The sequence below is a fragment of the Rubrivivax soli genome, assembly GCF_049810355.1.
GTDB lineage: Bacteria > Pseudomonadota > Gammaproteobacteria > Burkholderiales > Burkholderiaceae_C > Rubrivivax.
In genome coordinates, this window is sequence record NZ_CP187368.1 from 4245810 (window position 1) to 4262081 (window position 16272).

Annotated in this window: 22 protein-coding genes; 17 read left to right on the forward strand and 5 right to left on the reverse strand. The window is 70.1% G+C overall.

Annotated features, from left to right (window positions below):
- Window positions 1-2: 2 nt before the first annotated feature.
- From ACPOLB_RS19405 to ACPOLB_RS19420, 4 genes are all read right to left on the reverse strand, one after another.
- On the reverse strand, window positions 3-590 hold the full coding sequence (locus tag ACPOLB_RS19405; protein WP_425257673.1) for a hypothetical protein: 588 nt from the start codon (window positions 588-590) through the stop codon (window positions 3-5).
- Window positions 591-714: 124 nt separating this feature from the next.
- Window positions 715-1620 carry a toll/interleukin-1 receptor domain-containing protein gene (locus ACPOLB_RS19410; RefSeq protein WP_425257674.1) on the reverse strand — a complete coding sequence of 302 codons (906 nt, stop codon included), beginning with the start codon at window positions 1618-1620 and terminating at the stop codon, window positions 715-717.
- 87 nt (window positions 1621-1707) lie between these two features.
- Complete coding sequence (locus ACPOLB_RS19415) at window positions 1708-2490, reverse strand: hypothetical protein (RefSeq protein ID WP_425257675.1); 783 nt, start codon at window positions 2488-2490, stop codon at window positions 1708-1710.
- Window positions 2491-2500: 10 nt separating this feature from the next.
- Window positions 2501-3184 carry a TetR/AcrR family transcriptional regulator gene (locus tag ACPOLB_RS19420; protein WP_425257676.1) on the reverse strand — a complete coding sequence of 228 codons (684 nt, stop codon included), beginning with the start codon at window positions 3182-3184 and terminating at the stop codon, window positions 2501-2503.
- A 59-nt stretch (window positions 3185-3243) separates the two neighbouring features.
- On the opposite strand from ACPOLB_RS19420, the gene ACPOLB_RS19425 reads away from it, so the two are divergent.
- The 17 genes from ACPOLB_RS19425 to ACPOLB_RS19505 all read left to right on the forward strand — a co-directional run bounded on the left by ACPOLB_RS19425 (window position 3244) and on the right by ACPOLB_RS19505 (window position 15291).
- Window positions 3244-4164: an ABC transporter ATP-binding protein gene (locus ACPOLB_RS19425; protein ID WP_425257677.1), complete on the forward strand. Its 921-nt coding sequence runs from the start codon at window positions 3244-3246 to the stop codon at window positions 4162-4164.
- A gap of 58 nt (window positions 4165-4222) precedes the next feature.
- Window positions 4223-4990 carry an ABC transporter permease gene (locus tag ACPOLB_RS19430; protein WP_425257678.1) on the forward strand — a complete coding sequence of 256 codons (768 nt, stop codon included), beginning with the start codon at window positions 4223-4225 and terminating at the stop codon, window positions 4988-4990.
- Between the two features lie 30 nt (window positions 4991-5020).
- The gene (locus tag ACPOLB_RS19435; RefSeq protein WP_425257679.1) at window positions 5021-5632 is read left to right on the forward strand and encodes an ATP-dependent Clp protease proteolytic subunit; all 612 of its coding nucleotides are present in this window, start codon (window positions 5021-5023) and stop codon (window positions 5630-5632) included.
- Between the two features lies 1 nt (window position 5633).
- On the forward strand, window positions 5634-5873 hold the full coding sequence (locus tag ACPOLB_RS19440; RefSeq protein ID WP_425257680.1) for a BolA family protein: 240 nt from the start codon (window positions 5634-5636) through the stop codon (window positions 5871-5873).
- A 49-nt stretch (window positions 5874-5922) separates the two neighbouring features.
- Entirely contained in the window at window positions 5923-7182 is a 1260-nt protein-coding gene (gene murA / locus ACPOLB_RS19445) for a UDP-N-acetylglucosamine 1-carboxyvinyltransferase (RefSeq protein ID WP_425257681.1), read from the forward strand.
- A 14-nt stretch (window positions 7183-7196) separates the two neighbouring features.
- Window positions 7197-7832 (forward strand): ATP phosphoribosyltransferase, encoded by a 636-nt coding sequence (hisG, locus tag ACPOLB_RS19450; protein ID WP_425257682.1) that lies wholly within the window; start codon window positions 7197-7199, stop codon window positions 7830-7832.
- Window positions 7829-9151 (forward strand): histidinol dehydrogenase, encoded by a 1323-nt coding sequence (gene hisD, locus ACPOLB_RS19455; protein WP_425257683.1) that lies wholly within the window; start codon window positions 7829-7831, stop codon window positions 9149-9151. Before hisG ends, hisD begins: the two co-directional genes overlap by 4 nt.
- Before the next feature lie 61 nt (window positions 9152-9212).
- Window positions 9213-9452, forward strand: a complete 240-nt coding sequence (locus tag ACPOLB_RS19460) for a CopG family transcriptional regulator (protein WP_425257684.1) — start codon at window positions 9213-9215, stop codon at window positions 9450-9452.
- Entirely contained in the window at window positions 9449-9898 is a 450-nt protein-coding gene (locus ACPOLB_RS19465; protein ID WP_425257685.1) for a PIN domain-containing protein, read from the forward strand. The genes ACPOLB_RS19460 and ACPOLB_RS19465 overlap by 4 nt, the downstream gene beginning before the upstream one ends.
- Entirely contained in the window at window positions 9895-10983 is a 1089-nt protein-coding gene (gene hisC, locus ACPOLB_RS19470) for a histidinol-phosphate transaminase (protein ID WP_425257686.1), read from the forward strand. Before ACPOLB_RS19465 ends, hisC begins: the two co-directional genes overlap by 4 nt.
- Entirely contained in the window at window positions 10983-11570 is a 588-nt protein-coding gene (hisB, locus tag ACPOLB_RS19475; protein WP_425257687.1) for an imidazoleglycerol-phosphate dehydratase HisB, read from the forward strand. Before hisC ends, hisB begins: the two co-directional genes overlap by 1 nt.
- Complete coding sequence (gene hisH, locus ACPOLB_RS19480; protein ID WP_425257688.1) at window positions 11567-12229, forward strand: imidazole glycerol phosphate synthase subunit HisH; 663 nt, start codon at window positions 11567-11569, stop codon at window positions 12227-12229. Before hisB ends, hisH begins: the two co-directional genes overlap by 4 nt.
- 68 nt (window positions 12230-12297) lie before the next feature.
- Entirely contained in the window at window positions 12298-13044 is a 747-nt protein-coding gene (hisA, locus tag ACPOLB_RS19485) for a 1-(5-phosphoribosyl)-5-[(5-phosphoribosylamino)methylideneamino]imidazole-4-carboxamide isomerase (protein ID WP_425257689.1), read from the forward strand.
- Window positions 13045-13052: 8 nt separating this feature from the next.
- Window positions 13053-13811 (forward strand): imidazole glycerol phosphate synthase subunit HisF, encoded by a 759-nt coding sequence (hisF, locus tag ACPOLB_RS19490; RefSeq protein WP_425257691.1) that lies wholly within the window; start codon window positions 13053-13055, stop codon window positions 13809-13811.
- Window positions 13808-14431 (forward strand): 16S rRNA (guanine(966)-N(2))-methyltransferase RsmD, encoded by a 624-nt coding sequence (gene rsmD / locus ACPOLB_RS19495; RefSeq protein WP_425257692.1) that lies wholly within the window; start codon window positions 13808-13810, stop codon window positions 14429-14431. The genes hisF and rsmD overlap by 4 nt, the downstream gene beginning before the upstream one ends.
- A 1-nt stretch (window position 14432) precedes the next feature.
- Window positions 14433-14948 carry a pantetheine-phosphate adenylyltransferase gene (coaD, locus tag ACPOLB_RS19500; RefSeq protein ID WP_425257693.1) on the forward strand — a complete coding sequence of 172 codons (516 nt, stop codon included), beginning with the start codon at window positions 14433-14435 and terminating at the stop codon, window positions 14946-14948.
- 7 nt (window positions 14949-14955) lie between these two features.
- Window positions 14956-15291: a YfhL family 4Fe-4S dicluster ferredoxin gene (locus ACPOLB_RS19505; protein WP_425257694.1), complete on the forward strand. Its 336-nt coding sequence runs from the start codon at window positions 14956-14958 to the stop codon at window positions 15289-15291.
- Window positions 15292-15603: 312 nt separating this feature from the next.
- Here ACPOLB_RS19505 and pth read toward each other — a convergent pair whose 3' ends face one another.
- On the reverse strand, window positions 15604-16251 hold the full coding sequence (gene pth / locus ACPOLB_RS19510) for an aminoacyl-tRNA hydrolase (RefSeq protein ID WP_425257695.1): 648 nt from the start codon (window positions 16249-16251) through the stop codon (window positions 15604-15606).
- Window positions 16252-16272 lie beyond the last annotated feature (21 nt).

Consider the following 16272-nt stretch of genomic DNA (forward strand, 5'->3'; position numbering starts at 1 on the left):
GCTCACTTCAGGGCTTCGAGGAAGCTGGTGTCGGAAAACATCTGGCGCAGCAATGTCTGCACCAGCACGGGGTATTGCTGCTGGGCCTTCGGGATGGCGATGGCACCGATGAACGATGACTCCCAGCTCAGTTCGGCCCGGTAGGTCTTCTCGTGGCGCAGCTGGCTGGCGCGGTGCACGGCGATGCGCGCTTCGATCTCGCCGCTGTTGGTCGAGAAGCCGCCGGCCGCGATGTCGTTCTTCAGCAGCACGCCGCTGACCACGACCTGGGACGCCGGGTCCAGCCGGCCGGCCAGCTGCAGTTCCTGGCGCAGCGCATCTCCCAAGTAGGCGGCGTAGTCTGCGCCCACGGGCGACACCATGCTGCTGCCGCGCAGGCTGATGGCCGTGGCACCGGGGGCCATGGCAGGCACCGAGAAGGCGCCCAGCGCCACCGTGGCTGCCTGGGCCTTGATGGCCTCGACGTTGTCCAGGGACGGGCGGTAGTTGGGCGCGGGAGTCGAGCAGCCGGTGGCCAGCGCAGCCATGGTCAGCAGCACGACCAGTGACAGTGGAGCGCGCGCGCGACTGCGCAGACGCATGGATTGCATGGGTTCTCCCTCGCATGTTGTCGTTGTGTCGCGGCGGGGCAGGGTGCCACGGCCGGCTCGCAAGCCATTCTGTCGCATGCTGGCACGCGTGCGAGCCCGCTGCTCGTGCACGGTTTGCGTCGTGTCAACGTCGTGCCACGAACTCCACCGGCCGGTGCGCCTGGCCGGCGCTTTCGGTCTGCACCACGACGCGCAGTTCGCCGTCGACCAGCCGCGCGTGGTAGCGCTGCACGTTGACGCGGTCGCTGCCGAGCTCGCCGGTGTGCACCGCAAAGCGCAGCCCGTCGGCATCGACGCTGCCGTCGCGGATGGGGCGCGGCACACCGAGGAAACTGGCCGTGCCCGTGAGCACGGTGCCGTCGCCCGCGAAGTCGAAGCGCTCGTCGTGGCGCGCGCCCGGCCAGTCGTAGTGCACGCTGCCCTGCCAGCGGCCGTTGATCGCCGGGCGCGGCGGCGCTCGGGGGCGCAGCAGCAGCACGGCCGCGCCGGCCACTGCCGCAGCCGCCAGCACGGCGCCACCGGCCAGCAGCCAGCGGCGGCGGGGTGCGGCGGCCGGCGTGCCCAGCGCCAGCCGCAGCGCTGCAGCCAGGCGGTCGATGTCGGCGGCGAAGCGCGTGTTGTCCAGCGGCAGCGCGTTGCGCAGCAGCAGCGGCTGCAGGTCGGGCGGCAGCTGCGCGGCGGTGGGCATCGGCGTGCCTTCCAGCAGCACCGGCACCACGGTCAGCCCCTGCGCCAGCGCGCTGGCGATCTCGTGGCGCACGAAGTCGCCGTCGGCCAGGATTCGCGGCGGCAGTCCGTCGGCGGCACGGCGCTCGCCGCGCCAGCGCGGTCCGATCAGCGCCACCAGCACGCCGGCGCTGCCCACGGCCTGGCGGATCACGGCATCGAAGGCCTGGCCGGCCGGGATGTCGTCGACGTCCATGAACACCTGGGCGGCGCCGAAGCGCTGCGCCAGCGCGTCGTAGACGGCACGCGCGTAGCCCGCGGCGTCGTCGCGCCGGTAGCTGATGAAGATGCGCACCGCCTCCATGGCCCCAGCCTGCGGCGACGCGCGCGGCGTGTCAATCTTGGACCGTGGGGCGCGCCGTTGGGGCGGTCCGTGGCCCGCCCGCGCGCTTCACTCCTCGAGTTCGGCCTTGGCCATCTCGACGTCGAGCCGTTCCATCGCGTCCAGCGGCTTGCAGGCCGCAGCGTCGGCGTACAGCGCCTCTGCGTCCTTCATCTTCTTGTCGCCTTCGAGCATGACCAGGCCGTTGGCGTACTCGACCATCGCGATGGCGCTGCCGGGGTTGAGCTTCAGCGCTTCCTTGAACATCTTCAGCCCGGTGGCGGCGTCGGCACCCTGGGTCTTGCCCAGCAGCTTGCCGACCTTGTCGATGACCTCGGCATGGAAGGACCCGAGCGCGATGTGCGCGTCGGCATGCTTGGGCGCCAGTGCGATGGTGGTCTCCAGCGCGTTCTTGACCTTGCTGCCCAGGCCCTGCGCCAGCGCCTTCGCGACGCTGATGCCTTGGCCGTAGCGGCCGATGGCGTAGGCCTGCCAGTAGAAGGCGTTGGCGTTCTTCGGCTCGGCGGCCTGCTGCGCCTCGGCGCGCTCGGCGACTTCCAGGAACATCGCGAGCTTGGTCTTCTCGCTCTTCTCCAGGTAGTTGGCGTAGATGGCCTGGGCCTTGTTGGCCACCGTGATGCCGGCGCCGCCCGCCTTCAGGCCGGCGTCGAAGGCCTTCTGGAAGTCGCCGGCATGGAACAGCGCCCAGGCGGCGAGCACGTCGTCGTCCTTCGATGCCACGGCCCAGGGCTCGGCGTCGCCGGCATGCAGCCGCGCCCACTGTTTCTTCAGCGCGGCGGCGTCGTAGGTGTAGGCGGCGCTGTCGTAGGGGAAGGCGGTCCACTTGGCCATCGGGGTCTCCTCAGGGTTGTTGCGTGCCTTGGTAGGGTGCGTACGGTGCGGCCAGGGCCTGCAGGTGCGCCCTCGAGTCGGCGTCGAGATAGGGCATCAGCAGGCTCAGCAGATGGTAGGCGCCGCGCGCCAGCGACAGCGCGGCGGCGTCGGCCTCCAGCGCCTTGCGCGGCTCGCGCACGTATTCGTAGCTGAGCCAGTAGGTCAGCACCACCACCATCGCGGTGGCCACCGGGGCGGCCTCGGCGCCTGTGATGCGCATGGCACCGCCGCGCGACAGGCCGTCCAGCACCGCCTGCACCGCGCGGCCCTTGTGCTGCAGCACGAACTGGAAGTGCGTCTCCAGGCGCCGGTTCTTGCTGAGCAGGTCGTTGAGGTCGCGGTACAGGAAGCGGTACTGCCAGATCAGCTCGAACAGCGTGTGGAAGAAGAACCAGGCGTCCTCGACGTTCTCGACGCCGTCGGCGGCTTGCAGCAGTTCGTTCAGCGCCTTCTCGTAGCGGTCGAACAGCGCGTTGATCAGCTCGTCCTTGGCCGGATAGTGGTAGTACAGGTTGCCCGGGCTGATGCCCATCTCGGCCGAGATCAGCGTGGTGCTGACGTTGGGTTCGCCGAAGCGATTGAAGAGGTCGAGCGTGACCTCCAGGATGCGCTCGGCGGTGCGGCGGGGTTTCTTCGCGGGGGCGGTGGCCATGAGCCCGCGCATTCTGGCACCGGCAGGATCCGGCGCGCCTGCCTACAATCCCGCCCCCTATGCCTGCCGTGCGCTTCGACCACATCACCAAGACCTACAGCGGCGCACGGGGCGACTTCCGTGCGCTCGACGGCGTCTCGTTCGAGATCGCGCAGGGCGAGTTCTTCGGCCTGCTCGGGCCCAACGGCGCCGGCAAGACGACGCTGATCTCCATCCTGGCCGGCCTGGTGCGCGCCAGCAGCGGGCGGGTGGCCGTGATGGGCCACGACGTGGTGGACGACTACGTGGCCGCGCGCAAGGCGCTGGGCATCGTGCCGCAGGAACTGGTGTTCGACCCCTTCTTCAAGGTGCGCGACGTGCTGCGCATCCAGAGCGGCTACTTCGGCGTGAAGCACAACGATGCCTGGATCGACGAGCTGCTGCACCACCTGGGCCTGACCGACAAGGCGGGCGCCAACATGCGCCAGCTCTCCGGCGGCATGAAGCGGCGCGTGCTGGTGGCGCAGGCGCTGGTGCACCGGCCGCCGGTGATCGTGCTCGACGAGCCGACGGCCGGCGTCGACGTGGAACTGCGGCAGACGCTGTGGCAGTTCATCGCGCGGCTCAACAAGGAAGGCCACACGGTGCTGCTGACCACGCACTACCTCGAAGAGGCCGAGGCGCTGTGCGGCCGCATCGCGATGCTCAAGCAGGGCCGGGTGGTGGCGCTGGACAAGACCTCGGCGCTGCTGTCGGGCATGGCCAGCACGATGCTGCGCTTCAAGACCGACCAGCCGCTGCCCGACGCGCTGGCGCCGCAGGCGCGCGTGACCGGCCGCAGCGTGCAGCTGAAGGCGCACGACGCGGCCGAGGTCGAGGCGGTGCTGGGCACGCTGCGCGCGGCCGGCGTGCAGGTGGAAGACCTGGAGATCGGCCGCGCCGACCTGGAGGACGTGTTCCTGCAGATCATGGACGGCGTGCCGGCGGGGGCGCCGGCATGAGCGCGCCGGGCCGTTCCCAAGCGCTCATCCCGGAGCACGCAGTGCGGAGGGTCGTCCAGTGAGCGTCGTGTTCGCGGGTGCCGGCACCCTGTTCCGCAAGGAGATCCTGCGCTTCTGGAGCGTGGCCTTCCAGACCGTGGCCGCGCCGGTGCTGACGGCCGTGATGTACATGCTGATCTTCGGCCATGTGCTCGAAGAGCACGTGCAGGTGTTCCCCGGCGTCAGCTACACCAGCTTCCTGGTGCCGGGCCTCGTGATGATGAGCGTGCTGCAGAACGCCTTCGCCAACAGCAGCAGCAGCCTGATCCAGAGCAAGATCACCGGCAACCTGGTGTTCCTGCTGGTGACGCCGCTGTCGCACTGGGCCTGGTTCCTGGCCTACGTGGGCGCCTCGGTGGTGCGCGGGCTGGCGGTGGGCTGCGGCGTCTTCGCCGTCACCGTGTGGTTCGCGCCGCTGCACCTGGCCGAGCCGTGGTGGATCGTGGTCTTCGCCGCTTTGGGCGCCGGCATGCTCGGGGCGCTGGGGCTGATCGCCGGGCTGTGGGCCGAGAAGTTCGACCAGATGGCGGCGTTCCAGAACTTCATCATCATGCCCATGACCTTCCTGTCGGGCGTGTTCTATTCGGTGCACTCGCTGCCCGGCGTGTGGCAGACGGTGAGCCACCTGAACCCGTTCTTCTACATGATCGACGGCTTCCGGCGCGGCTTCTTCGGCGCCAGCGACGTCTCGCCCTGGCTCAGCCTGGGCATCGTGGGCGGCAGCTTCCTGGCCGTGTCGGCGGTGTGCCTGCAATTGCTGCGCACGGGCTACAAGCTGCGCAGTTGAGATAATGCAGGGAAACCCCGGAGACCCCGCATGACCCACACCATCGCCGCCGGCGACGACAAGAGCGCCGACAAGGCCGACAAGTCCAAGGCCGGCGCCGCCAGCCTGCAGGAGCAGCTGGCGTTCAAGTCGCGCTTCGTGCTGGTGTTCGGCGAGATCGACGACCAGCTCGCGCGCCGCACCTGCGAGCGCCTGATCGCGCTGTCGCAGGAGAGCGACGCACCGATCCAGATGCTGATCTCGTCGCCCGGCGGCCACGTGGAAAGCGGCGACGCGATCCACGACGTGGTGCGCTTCGTGCGTGCGCCGGTCACGACCATCGGCACCGGCTGGGTGGCGAGCGCCGGCACGCACATCTACCTGGCGGCTCCCAAGGAGCGCCGGGTCTGCCTGCCGAACACGCGCTTCATGATCCACCAGCCCGCAGGCGGCGCCGGCGGCCGTGCCAGCGACATCGCGATCCAGGCGCGCGAGATCATCAAGGTGCGCGAGCGCATCGCCCGCGTGGTCGCGGCGCAGACGGGCCAGAAGCTCGAGAAGGTGCTGGCCGACATGGAACGCGACTACTGGATGAGCGCCGAGGAAGCCGTGGCCTACGGCATCGTCAGCCGCATCATCGAGCGCCAGACCGAGCTGAGCTGACATGGGCGAGCCGACCCCCGAGCAGGTGCGCGCCTTCATCGCCGCGGGCCTGCCCTGCGAGCACCTGGAAGTCGAAGGCGACGGCCGGCACTTCTTCGCCACCATCGTCTCGGCCGAGTTCGAAGGCCTGAGCCGCGTGCGCCGCCACCAGCGCGTGTACGGCGCGCTCGGCGACCGCATGCGCGAGCAGATCCACGCGCTGTCGATGAAGACCCTGACGCCGGCCGAACACGCCGGCTGATCCCACCCCCCAGCCCCCACTGCCGCGGCCCGCGCCGCGCGCCACCAGCATGGACAAACTCCTGATCCGCGGCGGCCGCCCCCTGCAGGGCGAGGTCACCATCTCCGGCGCCAAGAACGCCGCGCTGCCGGAGCTGTGCGCCACGCTGCTGACGGCCGAGCCCGTGACGCTGGCCAACGTGCCGCGCCTGCAGGACGTGGCGACGACGCTGAAGCTGCTGCGCCAGATGGGCGCCACGGCCGAGCTGCACGACGACGGCAGCGCCACGGTCGACGCCGGCCCGGTGAACAACCCCGTGGCGCCCTACGAGCTGGTGAAGACCATGCGCGCCAGCATCCTGGTGCTCGGGCCGCTGCTGGCGCGCTTCGGTGTCGCCATCGTCTCGCTGCCGGGCGGCTGCGCCATCGGCTCGCGGCCGGTGGACCAGCACATCAAGGGCCTGCAGCTGATGGGCGCGCAGATCTCGGTCGAGCGCGGCAACATCATTGCGAAGACGTCGCGGCTGAAGGGTGCGCGCATCAGCACCGACATGGTCACCGTCACCGGCACCGAGAACCTGCTGATGGCTGCCACGCTGGCCGAGGGCGAGACGGTGCTGGAGAACGCGGCGCAGGAGCCCGAGATCCCCGACCTGGCCGAACTGCTGATCGCGATGGGCGCGCAGATCGAAGGCCACGGCACGCACCGCATCCGCATCCAGGGTGTCGAGCGGCTGCACGCGCCGAAGGTGCCGCACCGCATCATCCCCGACCGCATCGAGACCGGCACGTTCCTGTGCGCGGTGGCCGCCGCCGGCGGCGACGTGCTGGTCAAGGGCACGCGCGCCGACCACATGGACGCGGTGCTCGACAAGCTGCGCGAGGCCGGCGTGTCGATGGAGATCGGCGCCGACTGGATCCGCGTGAAGGGCAACGGCCGGCCGAAGGCGGTGAGCTTCCGCACCAGCGAGTACCCTGCCTTTCCCACCGACATGCAGGCGCAGTTCATGGCCGTGAACGCGATCGCCGACGGCGTCGCCAAGGTCTCGGAGACGATCTTCGAGAACCGCTTCATGCACGTCAACGAGCTGCTGCGCCTGGGGGCCAACATCCAGATCGACGGCCACACGGCGGTGATCCAGGGCGTGCCGCAGTTGAGCGGTGCCACCGTGATGGCCACCGACCTGCGCGCGTCGGCCAGCCTGGTGATCGCCGGGCTGGTGGCCGAGGGCGAGACGGTGGTCGACCGCATCTACCACCTCGACCGCGGCTACGACCGCATGGAAGCCAAGCTGCGCGGGCTGGGCGCCGACATCGAGCGCGTGAAGTGAACGACCGCCCCGCCATGATCACGCTCGCACTGTCCAAGGGCCGCATCTTCGACGACAGCCTGCCGCTGCTGAAGGCCGCCGGCATCGAGGTGCTGGAAGATCCCGAGAAGAGCCGCAAGCTCATCATCGGCACCACCCGCCCCGACGTGCGCGTGGTGCTGGTGCGGGCCACCGACGTGCCGACCTACGTCGAGCACGGCGGCGCCGATCTCGGCGTGGCGGGTCTCGACGTGCTGCTGGAGCACGGTGGTGGCCTGTACCGCCCGCTCGACCTGAACATCGCGAAGTGCCGCATGAGCGTGGCCACGCGTGCCGACTTCGACTACGCCGCCGCGGTCAAGCAGGGCTCGCGCATCCGCGTGGCGACCAAGTACACGCACGCCGCGCGCGAGTTCTTCGCCACCAAGGGCGTGCACGTCGACCTGATCAAGCTCTACGGCTCGATGGAACTGGCGCCGCTCACGGGCCTGGCCGACGCCATCGTCGACCTGGTCTCGACAGGCAGCACGCTGCGCGCGAACCACCTGGTCGAGGTCGAGAAGATCATGGACATCTCGTCGCGCCTCGTCGTGAACCCGGCGTCGCTGAAGCTCAAGCGCGAGCCGTTGCGCGCGCTGATCGACGCCTTCGAATCCGCCATCCAGCCATGAGCGCCACGCCCGTCGCCATCCGCCACCTGCACACCGCCGCCGACGGCTTCGAGGCCGACTTCCAGCGCGTGCTGCACTGGTCGGCCGAGACCGACTCCGCCATCGAGACACGCGTGGCCGAGATCATTGCCGACGTGCGCGCACGCGGCGACGCGGCCGTGCTCGCCTACACCGCCCGCTTCGACGGCGTGCACGCCGAGACGGTGGCGGCGCTGGAACTCGGTCCGGCCGAGTTGCAGGCCGCGTTCGACGCCATCACGCCGGCGCAGCGCGGCGCCCTGCAGGCCGCCGCGGCGCGCGTGCGGGCGTACCACGAGCGCCAGCGCGACGCCTGCGGCCTGAGCTGGCAGTACCGCGATGCCGACGGCACGCTGCTGGGCCAGAAGGTCACGCCGCTGGACCGTGTCGGCATCTACGTGCCGGGCGGCAAGGCGGCCTACCCGAGCAGCGTGCTGATGAACGCGATCCCGGCGCAGGTGGCCGGTGTCGGCGAGATCGTGATGGTCGTGCCCACGCCCCGCGGCGAGCGCAACGCGCTGGTGCTGGCAGCGGCCCACGTGGCCGGGGCGCACCGCGTCTTCACGGTGGGCGGCGCGCAGGCGGTGGCGGCGCTGGCCTACGGCACCGCGACGATCCCGCGCGTGGACAAGATCACCGGCCCGGGCAACGCCTACGTGGCCGCGGCGAAGCGCCGGGTCTTCGGCCAGGTCGGCATCGACATGATCGCCGGGCCGAGCGAGATCCTGGTGCTGGCCGACGGCACGACGCCGGCCGACTGGGTGGCGATGGACCTGTTCAGCCAGGCCGAGCACGACGAACTGGCGCAGAGCATCCTGCTGTGCCCCGATGCCGCCTACATCGCGCAGGTGCAGTCCGCCATCGACCGCCTGCTGCCGGCCATGCCGCGCCGCGACGTCATCCGCGCCAGCCTGGAGGGGCGCGGTGCGCTGATCCTCACGAAGAACATGGAAGAGGCCTGCGCCATCAGCAACCGCATCGCGCCCGAGCACCTGGAGGTGAGCTCGCGCGACCCGCACCGCTGGGAACCGCTGCTGCGCCATGCCGGCGCCATCTTCCTGGGCGCCTACACCAGCGAGAGCCTGGGCGACTATTGCGCCGGCCCCAACCACGTGCTGCCGACCTCGGGCACCGCGCGCTTCAGCTCGCCGCTGGGTGTCTACGACTTCCAGAAGCGCAGCAGCCTCATCGAAGTCAGCGAGGCGGGCGCCAACTTCCTGGGGCCGATCGCCGCCGAGCTGGCCTACGGCGAAGGCCTGCAGGCCCACGCGCAGGCGGCGGAGATGCGTCTGAAGCGTTGACACGAACTTCGTGTGACACGAAAATCGTGGAACACGAATTTCGTGGAGTTGGACGCCGACCATGAAGAACGTCACCGTCACGATGGAAGACAGCGTCGCCGAATGGGCACGCATGGAAGCCGCGCGCCGCAACACCAGCGTCTCGCGCCTGGTCGGCGAACTGCTGGCCGAGAAGATGCGCCACGACGACGCCTACGAGCGCGCGATGCGCGAGGCGCTGGAGTTCCGCAGTTGGGGCCGCTCGACGCAGCCCTTCCTGAGTGACGACGAGATGTACGACCGCAGCCGGCCGCGCACATGAGCGACACCGTCTTCGTCGACACCAACGTGCTGCTCTATGCCTTCGACGAGGCCGATCCGGCCAAGCAGGCGCGGTCGCAGGCCTGGCTGACGGCCTGCTGGCAGCGCCGCTGCGGTCGCCTCAGCAGCCAGGTCCTGCACGAGTTCTATGCCAATGCGCGCCGGCGTTTCGCCACCGCCATCTCGGCAGGCGACGCGCGCGCGGAGGTGCGCCGCTACCAGCAGTGGAAGCCGTGGCTGGTCGACCAGCCAACGGTGGAGACCGCCTGGGCCGTGGAAAGCCGGCACCACGTGAACTACTGGGACGCGCTGATGGTGGCCGCGGCGCAGCACATGGGCTGCCGCTGGCTGCTGACCGAAGACCTGCAGCACGGCCAGCAGTTCGAGAAGCTGAGCATCGTCAACCCCTTCCTGCTCGGGCCTGAACTGCTCGACGCCCCCGCATGACCACACCTCTGGACGACCGCCTCCGCGCCACCATCCGCCAGGACGTGGCCGGCATGCATGCCTACGCCATCCAGCCCAGCGCCGGCCTGGTGAAGCTGGACGCGATGGAGAATCCGTTCCGCCTGCCGCCCGAACTGCAGCAGGCGCTGGGCGAGCGCCTGGGGCGGGTGGCGATCAACCGCTACCCGACGCAGTGCGTGGCCGACCTGGTGGCGGCGCTGTCGCGCTTCGTCGACCTGCCCGCGGGCTGCGCGCTGATGCTGGGCAACGGCTCCGACGAGCTGATCGACATGCTCTCGGTGGCCTGCAACGTGCCCGGCGCCACGGTGCTGGCGCCGCTGCCGGGTTTCGTGATGTACGAGATGTCGGCGAAGCTGCGCGGCCTGCGCTTCGTGGGCGTGCCGCTCACGGCCGACTTCGCGCTCGACGAGGCCGCGATGCTGGAGGCGATCGAACGGCACCGGCCGGCGCTGACCTACATCGCCTACCCGAACAACCCCACCGCCAACCTGTTCGACGACGCTGTCATCGAGCGCATCGTCGCTGCCGTGGGCGCGCAGAACGGGCTGGTGGTGATGGACGAGGCCTACCAGCCGTTTGCGTCGCGCACCTGGATGTGGCGCATGGCCAGCCAGCCGCACGTGCTGGTGATGCGCACGCTGAGCAAGTTCGGCCTGGCGGGCGTGCGCCTGGGCTACCTGTGCGGTGCCGCGCCGTTGATCGCGCAGATCGAGAAGGTGCGGCCGCCGTACAACGTGAGCGTGCTGAATGCCGAGGCGGCGCTGTTCGCGATCGAGCATGCCGACGAATATGCGCGCCAGGCGGCGCTGCTGCGCAGTGAGCGCGATCGCATCGCGGCCGCACTGCAGCCGCTGCCGGGCGTGCGCGTGTTCCCGAGCGAGGCCAACATGCTGCTGGTGCGCGTGCCCGACGCCAGGCGCGCCTTCGAGGGCATGAAGGCCCGCGGCGTGCTGGTCAAGCACATCGCCGGTCTGCACCCGCTGCTGGCGAACTGCCTGCGCCTGACCGTCGGCGCCCCCGATGAAAACGAGCTGATGCTCGCCGCACTGAAAGAGAGCCTGTGATGCGCACCGCCGACGTCCGCCGCGACACCAAGGAAACGCAGATCCGCGTGCAGCTGAACCTGGACGGCAGCGGCGCGGCGAAGCTGGCCACCGGCATCGGTTTCTTCGACCACATGCTCGACCAGATCGCGCGCCACGGCCTCATCGACCTCGACATCCAGGCCGTGGGCGACCTGCACATCGACGGCCACCACACGGTGGAAGACGTGGGCATCACGCTGGGCATGGCGGTGGCGCAGGCGGTGGGCGACAAGAAGGGCATCACGCGCTACGGCCACAGCTACGTGCCGCTGGACGAGGCGCTGTCGCGCGTGGTGGTCGACTTCTCGGGCCGGCCGGGGCTGCACATGGACGTGCCGTTCAAGGCCGGCATGATCGGCGGCTTCGACACGCAGCTCACCTACGAGTTCTTCCAGGGCTTCGCGAACCACGCGCTGGTCACGCTGCACATCGACAACCTGAAGGGCGACAACGCGCACCACCAGTGCGAGACGGTGTTCAAGGCCTTCGCGCGCGCGCTGCGCATGGCGCTGACGCCCGACCCGCGCTCGGCCGGCGTGATCCCGTCGACCAAGGGTTCGCTGTGACCGCAGAGGTCGTCGCCGTCGTCGACTACGGCATGGGCAACCTGCGCTCGGTGTCGCAGGCGGTGGCACACGTCGCGCGCGACGCGCACGACATCAAGGTCATCGTCACCGCCAACCCCGAGGAGGTGTACGCCGCCGACCGCGTGGTGCTGCCGGGGCAGGGCGCGATGCGCGACTGCATGGCCGAGCTGCAGGCCTCGGGCCTGCGCGACGCGGTGCTCGACGCCGCTGCGCGCAAGCCGCTGATGGGCGTGTGCGTGGGCATGCAGATGCTGCTGACGCACAGCGAGGAGCAGGACACGCCCGGCCTGGCGCTGGTGCCCGGCGAGGTGCGCCGCTTCCGGCTGGAGGGCCGGCGCCAGCCCGACGGCAGCCGTTACAAGGTGCCGCAGATGGGCTGGAACCGTGTCTTCCAGCGCCACAGCCCGCGGTTGCATGCCATGTGGCACGGCGTGCCCGATGGCGCGTACTTCTATTTCGTGCACAGCTACTACGCGGAGCCGGCAGACCCGCTGCACAGCGCCGGCGAGACCGAGTACGGCGATCGCTTTACCTGCGCGGTGGCGCGGGATAACATTTTTGCGACGCAATTCCACCCCGAGAAGAGCGCCGCCCACGGACTGGCCCTGTACCGCAACTTCCTGCGCTGGAAGCCCTGAACTCCCGTTCTGCCGATCCCCGGGTCGTCCTTCCCCCCAACCTCCCCCCACACGCTGACCGCACGGCCATGCTGCTGATCCCTGCCATCGACCTGAAAGACGGCCATTGCGTCCGCCTGCAACAAGGCGACATGCAAGCTTCCACCACCTTCGGTGAAGATCCGGCCGCCATGGCGCGGCGCTGGCTGGATGCCGGCGCACGCCGCCTGCACCTGGTCGACCTGAACGGCGCCTTCGCGGGCAAGCCGGTGAACGAGTCCGCCGTGAAGGCCATCCTGCGCGAGGTGGGCGACGAGATCCCGGTGCAGCTCGGCGGCGGCATCCGCGACCTCGACACCATCGAGCGCTACCTCGACGACGGCATCAGCTACATCATCATCGGCACCGCGGCGGTGAAGAACCCCGGCTTCCTGCAGGACGCCTGCACCGCCTTCGGCGGCCACATCATCGTCGGCCTCGACGCCAAGGACGGCAAGGTCGCCACCGACGGCTGGAGCAAGCTCACGGGCCACGAGGTCGTGGACCTGGCGAAGAAGTTCGAGGACTACGGCGTCGAGTCCGTGATCTACACCGACATCGGCCGTGACGGCATGCTCACCGGCATCAACATCGAGGCCACGGTGAAGCTGGCGCAGGCGCTGACCATCCCTGTCATCGCCTCGGGGGGCTTGTCTGGCATCGCCGACATCGAGCGCCTGTGCGCGGTGGAAGGCGAGGGCGTCGAGGGCGTGATCTGCGGCCGCAGCATCTACACCGGTGCGCTCGACTTCGCCGCCGCGCAGGCCCGCGCCGACGTGCTGAACGGCGACCGCTGAAGACCTGCATGCTGGCCAAGCGCATCATCCCCTGCCTCGACGTCACCGGCGGCCGCGTCGTCAAGGGCGTCAACTTCGTCGAACTGCGCGATGCCGGCGACCCGGTGGAGATCGCCGCCCGCTACAACGAGCAGGGCGCCGACGAACTGACGTTCCTGGACATCACCGCCACCAGCGACGGCCGCGACCTCATCCTGCACATCATCGAGGCCGTGGCCGCGCAGGTCTTCATCCCGCTCACGGTGGGCGGCGGCGTGCGCACGGTGGCCGACGTGCGGCGGCTGCTGAATGCCGGGGCCGACAAGGTCAGCTTCAACTCGGCCGCCGTGGCCGACCCGCAGGTGATCCGCGACGCCTCGGACAAGTACGGTGCGCAGTGCATCGTGGTGGCCATCGACGCCAAGGCCCGGCCGGGCGGCGGCTGGGACGTCTACACCCACGGCGGGCGCAAGAACACCGGCCTGGATGCCGTGGCCTGGGCGACGCAGATGGCAGCCTTCGGCGCCGGCGAGATCCTGCTCACCAGCATGGACCGCGACGGCACGAAGATCGGCTTCGACCTCGAACTCACGCGTGCCGTCAGCGATGCGGTGCCGGTGCCGGTGATCGCCTCGGGCGGCGTCGGCGCGCTGGAGCACCTGAGCGAAGGCATCCGCATCGGCGGCGCCGATGCCGTGCTGGCGGCCAGCATCTTCCACTACGGCACCTTCACCGTGGCGCAGGCGAAGGCGCTGCTCGCACGCGACGGCATCCCCGTGCGCCTGTGAAGCACCGCGTCCGCCATGTCGACGGCCAGCCGCAGGCCGTGCGCCTGCACCGCAGCCGGCCACACGAGGTGCGGCTGATCGGCGGCCAGTGGAAGCGCAGCAAGCTGCCGGTGGCCGACAGCCCCGGCCTGCGTCCCACGCCCGACCGCGTGCGCGAGACGCTGTTCAACTGGCTCGGGCAGGACCTGGAAGGCTGGCGCGTGCTCGATGCCTTCGCCGGCAGCGGCGCGCTCGGCTTCGAGGCCGCCTCGCGCGGGGCTGCCGACGTGCTGCTGCTGGAGCGCGACCCGGCGCTGGTGGCCAGCCTGGACGCGTCGCGCACGCGGCTGAAGGCCCAGACGCTGCGGGTGCTGCGTGCCGACGCGATGGCCTGGATGCCTGCGGCGCCCTCGGCCGGTTTCGAGCTCGTGCTGCTGGACCCGCCGTTCGACGCGCAACTGGCCGCCCCGGCGGCGGCCGCCGCCGCGCACCTGCTGGTGCCGGGCGGCTACCTGTATGTCGAAGCGGCGGCGCCGCTGCTCGAACTGCCGGCCGGCCTGGAACCGCACCGGCAGTCGCGCGCCGGCGCCGTGTGTTTCCAGCTGCTGCGCCGCCGCTACACTCCCGCGGTCACCCCCTAGGATGCAAGCCGTGACCACCGCGAAGCCGACGACCGCCGTCTACCCGGGCACCTTCGACCCGATGACCCTGGGCCATGAAGACCTGATGCGCCGCGCCTCGACGCTGTTCGACCGCCTGATCCTGGCCGTGGCGGCCGGTCACCACAAGCGCACGATGTTCACGATCGCCGAACGGCTGGAGATCGCGCGCGAGATCGCCGCGCCCTACAAGAACGTCGAGGTCACGGCCTTCCGCGGCCTGCTGCGCGACTTCGTCGTCGACAACGGCGGCAAGGTGGTGGTGCGTGGCCTGCGGGCGGTGAGCGACTTCGAGTACGAGTTCCAGATGGCCGGCATGAACCGCCAGCTGATGCCCGAGGTGGAGACGGTGTTCATGACGCCGAGCGATCAGTTCCAGTTCGTCAGCGGCACGTTCGTGCGCGAGATTGCCAGCCTCGGCGGTGATGTCTCCAAGTTCGTGGCACCCTCGGTGCTTCGGCGCCTGAAAGAGCGCGTCACCACGCAACCCGAGAGCTGAACCCGCCATGGCCCTGTGGATCACCGACGCGTGCATCAACTGCGACGTCTGCGAACCCGAGTGCCCGAACCAGGCGATCTCGATGGGCGCGGAGATCTACGAGATCGACCCCCACCGCTGTACCGAGTGCGTGGGCCACTTCGACGAGCCGCAGTGCGTGCAGGTCTGCCCGGTGGAGTGCATCCCGGTCAATCCGTCGTTTGTCGAGACTCCGGACCAGCTGCTCGCCAAGTACCGTGTCTTGACGGCTTCCGCAGCGTCACCGGCTTCGGCCACCAGCCCTGCTGCGCCAGACGCTCCCGCTGTTCCCGCCGCTCCCGCTTCGCCCGTGCCGACGCCGTGAGCGCGTTGGCGCGCGCCGCCTCCGAAGCTGCGCTGTGCGGGATCATGGCGTAGCCCGGCTGCTGCGCCTCGAACTGCAGCCGCTGCTGTTCCAGCGTGCGCGCCAGCGTGCGCTCGCGTTCGGCGATGTCCTGGGCGGCGGCGACACGGTCGCGGTCCACCGGATCGGCGGTTGCCTGCAGCCGGCCGTCGGGGCAGGGCCGGTCCGAGAAACTGCGGCCGTCGGCACCGCACCGCCAGATGGTCTGGGCCTGGGCGGTGCCGGCCAGCAGCAGGGCCAGCAGCATGACGAGGGGCAGGGTGCAGGTGCGCATCAGGTGTCTCCTTCGGCGGCGGGCGGGACGGGTGCGGCTGCCGGTGCGGGCGCCGGCCGCGGGGGCTTGGGACGCGGCGGCTGCGCATGCACCTTCTGCAGTGCACGGTCCATCTGGCCAGCCAGCATATCGGGAACCGAAGTGAGCGATTGCTCGATGGACTTGGCAATCGCCTCGCGGTGGTCGGGCGACGGTTTCTTCAGCACCCAGTGCACCACCTCGGCCTTCACGCCCGGATGGCCGATGCCCAGCCGCAGCCGCCAGAAGTCCAGCGTGCCGAGCTGCGCGTGGATGTCCTTCAGGCCGTTGTGGCCGCCGGTGCTGCCGCCCAGCTTCAGCTTGGCCTGGCCGGGCTGCACGTCGAGCTCGTCGTGCACGACGAGGATCTCCCCGGGCGCGATCTTGAAGAAGCGCGCCAGCGCTGCCACCGAGAAGCCCGAGCGGTTCATGAAGGTCATCGGCTCCAGCAGCCACACCGGGCCGCCGGGCAGGTTGGCGCGCGCGGCCAGCGCCTGGTAGCTGCGCTCGGGCACCAGGCGCACGCCCAGCTGCACCGCCAACGCGTCCACCCACCAGAAGCCGGCGTTGTGGCGCGTGGCCTCGTACTCGGGGCCGGGGTTGCCCAGGCCAACGAAGAGTCGAATCATGGAACGGAATGATAGGGGGGG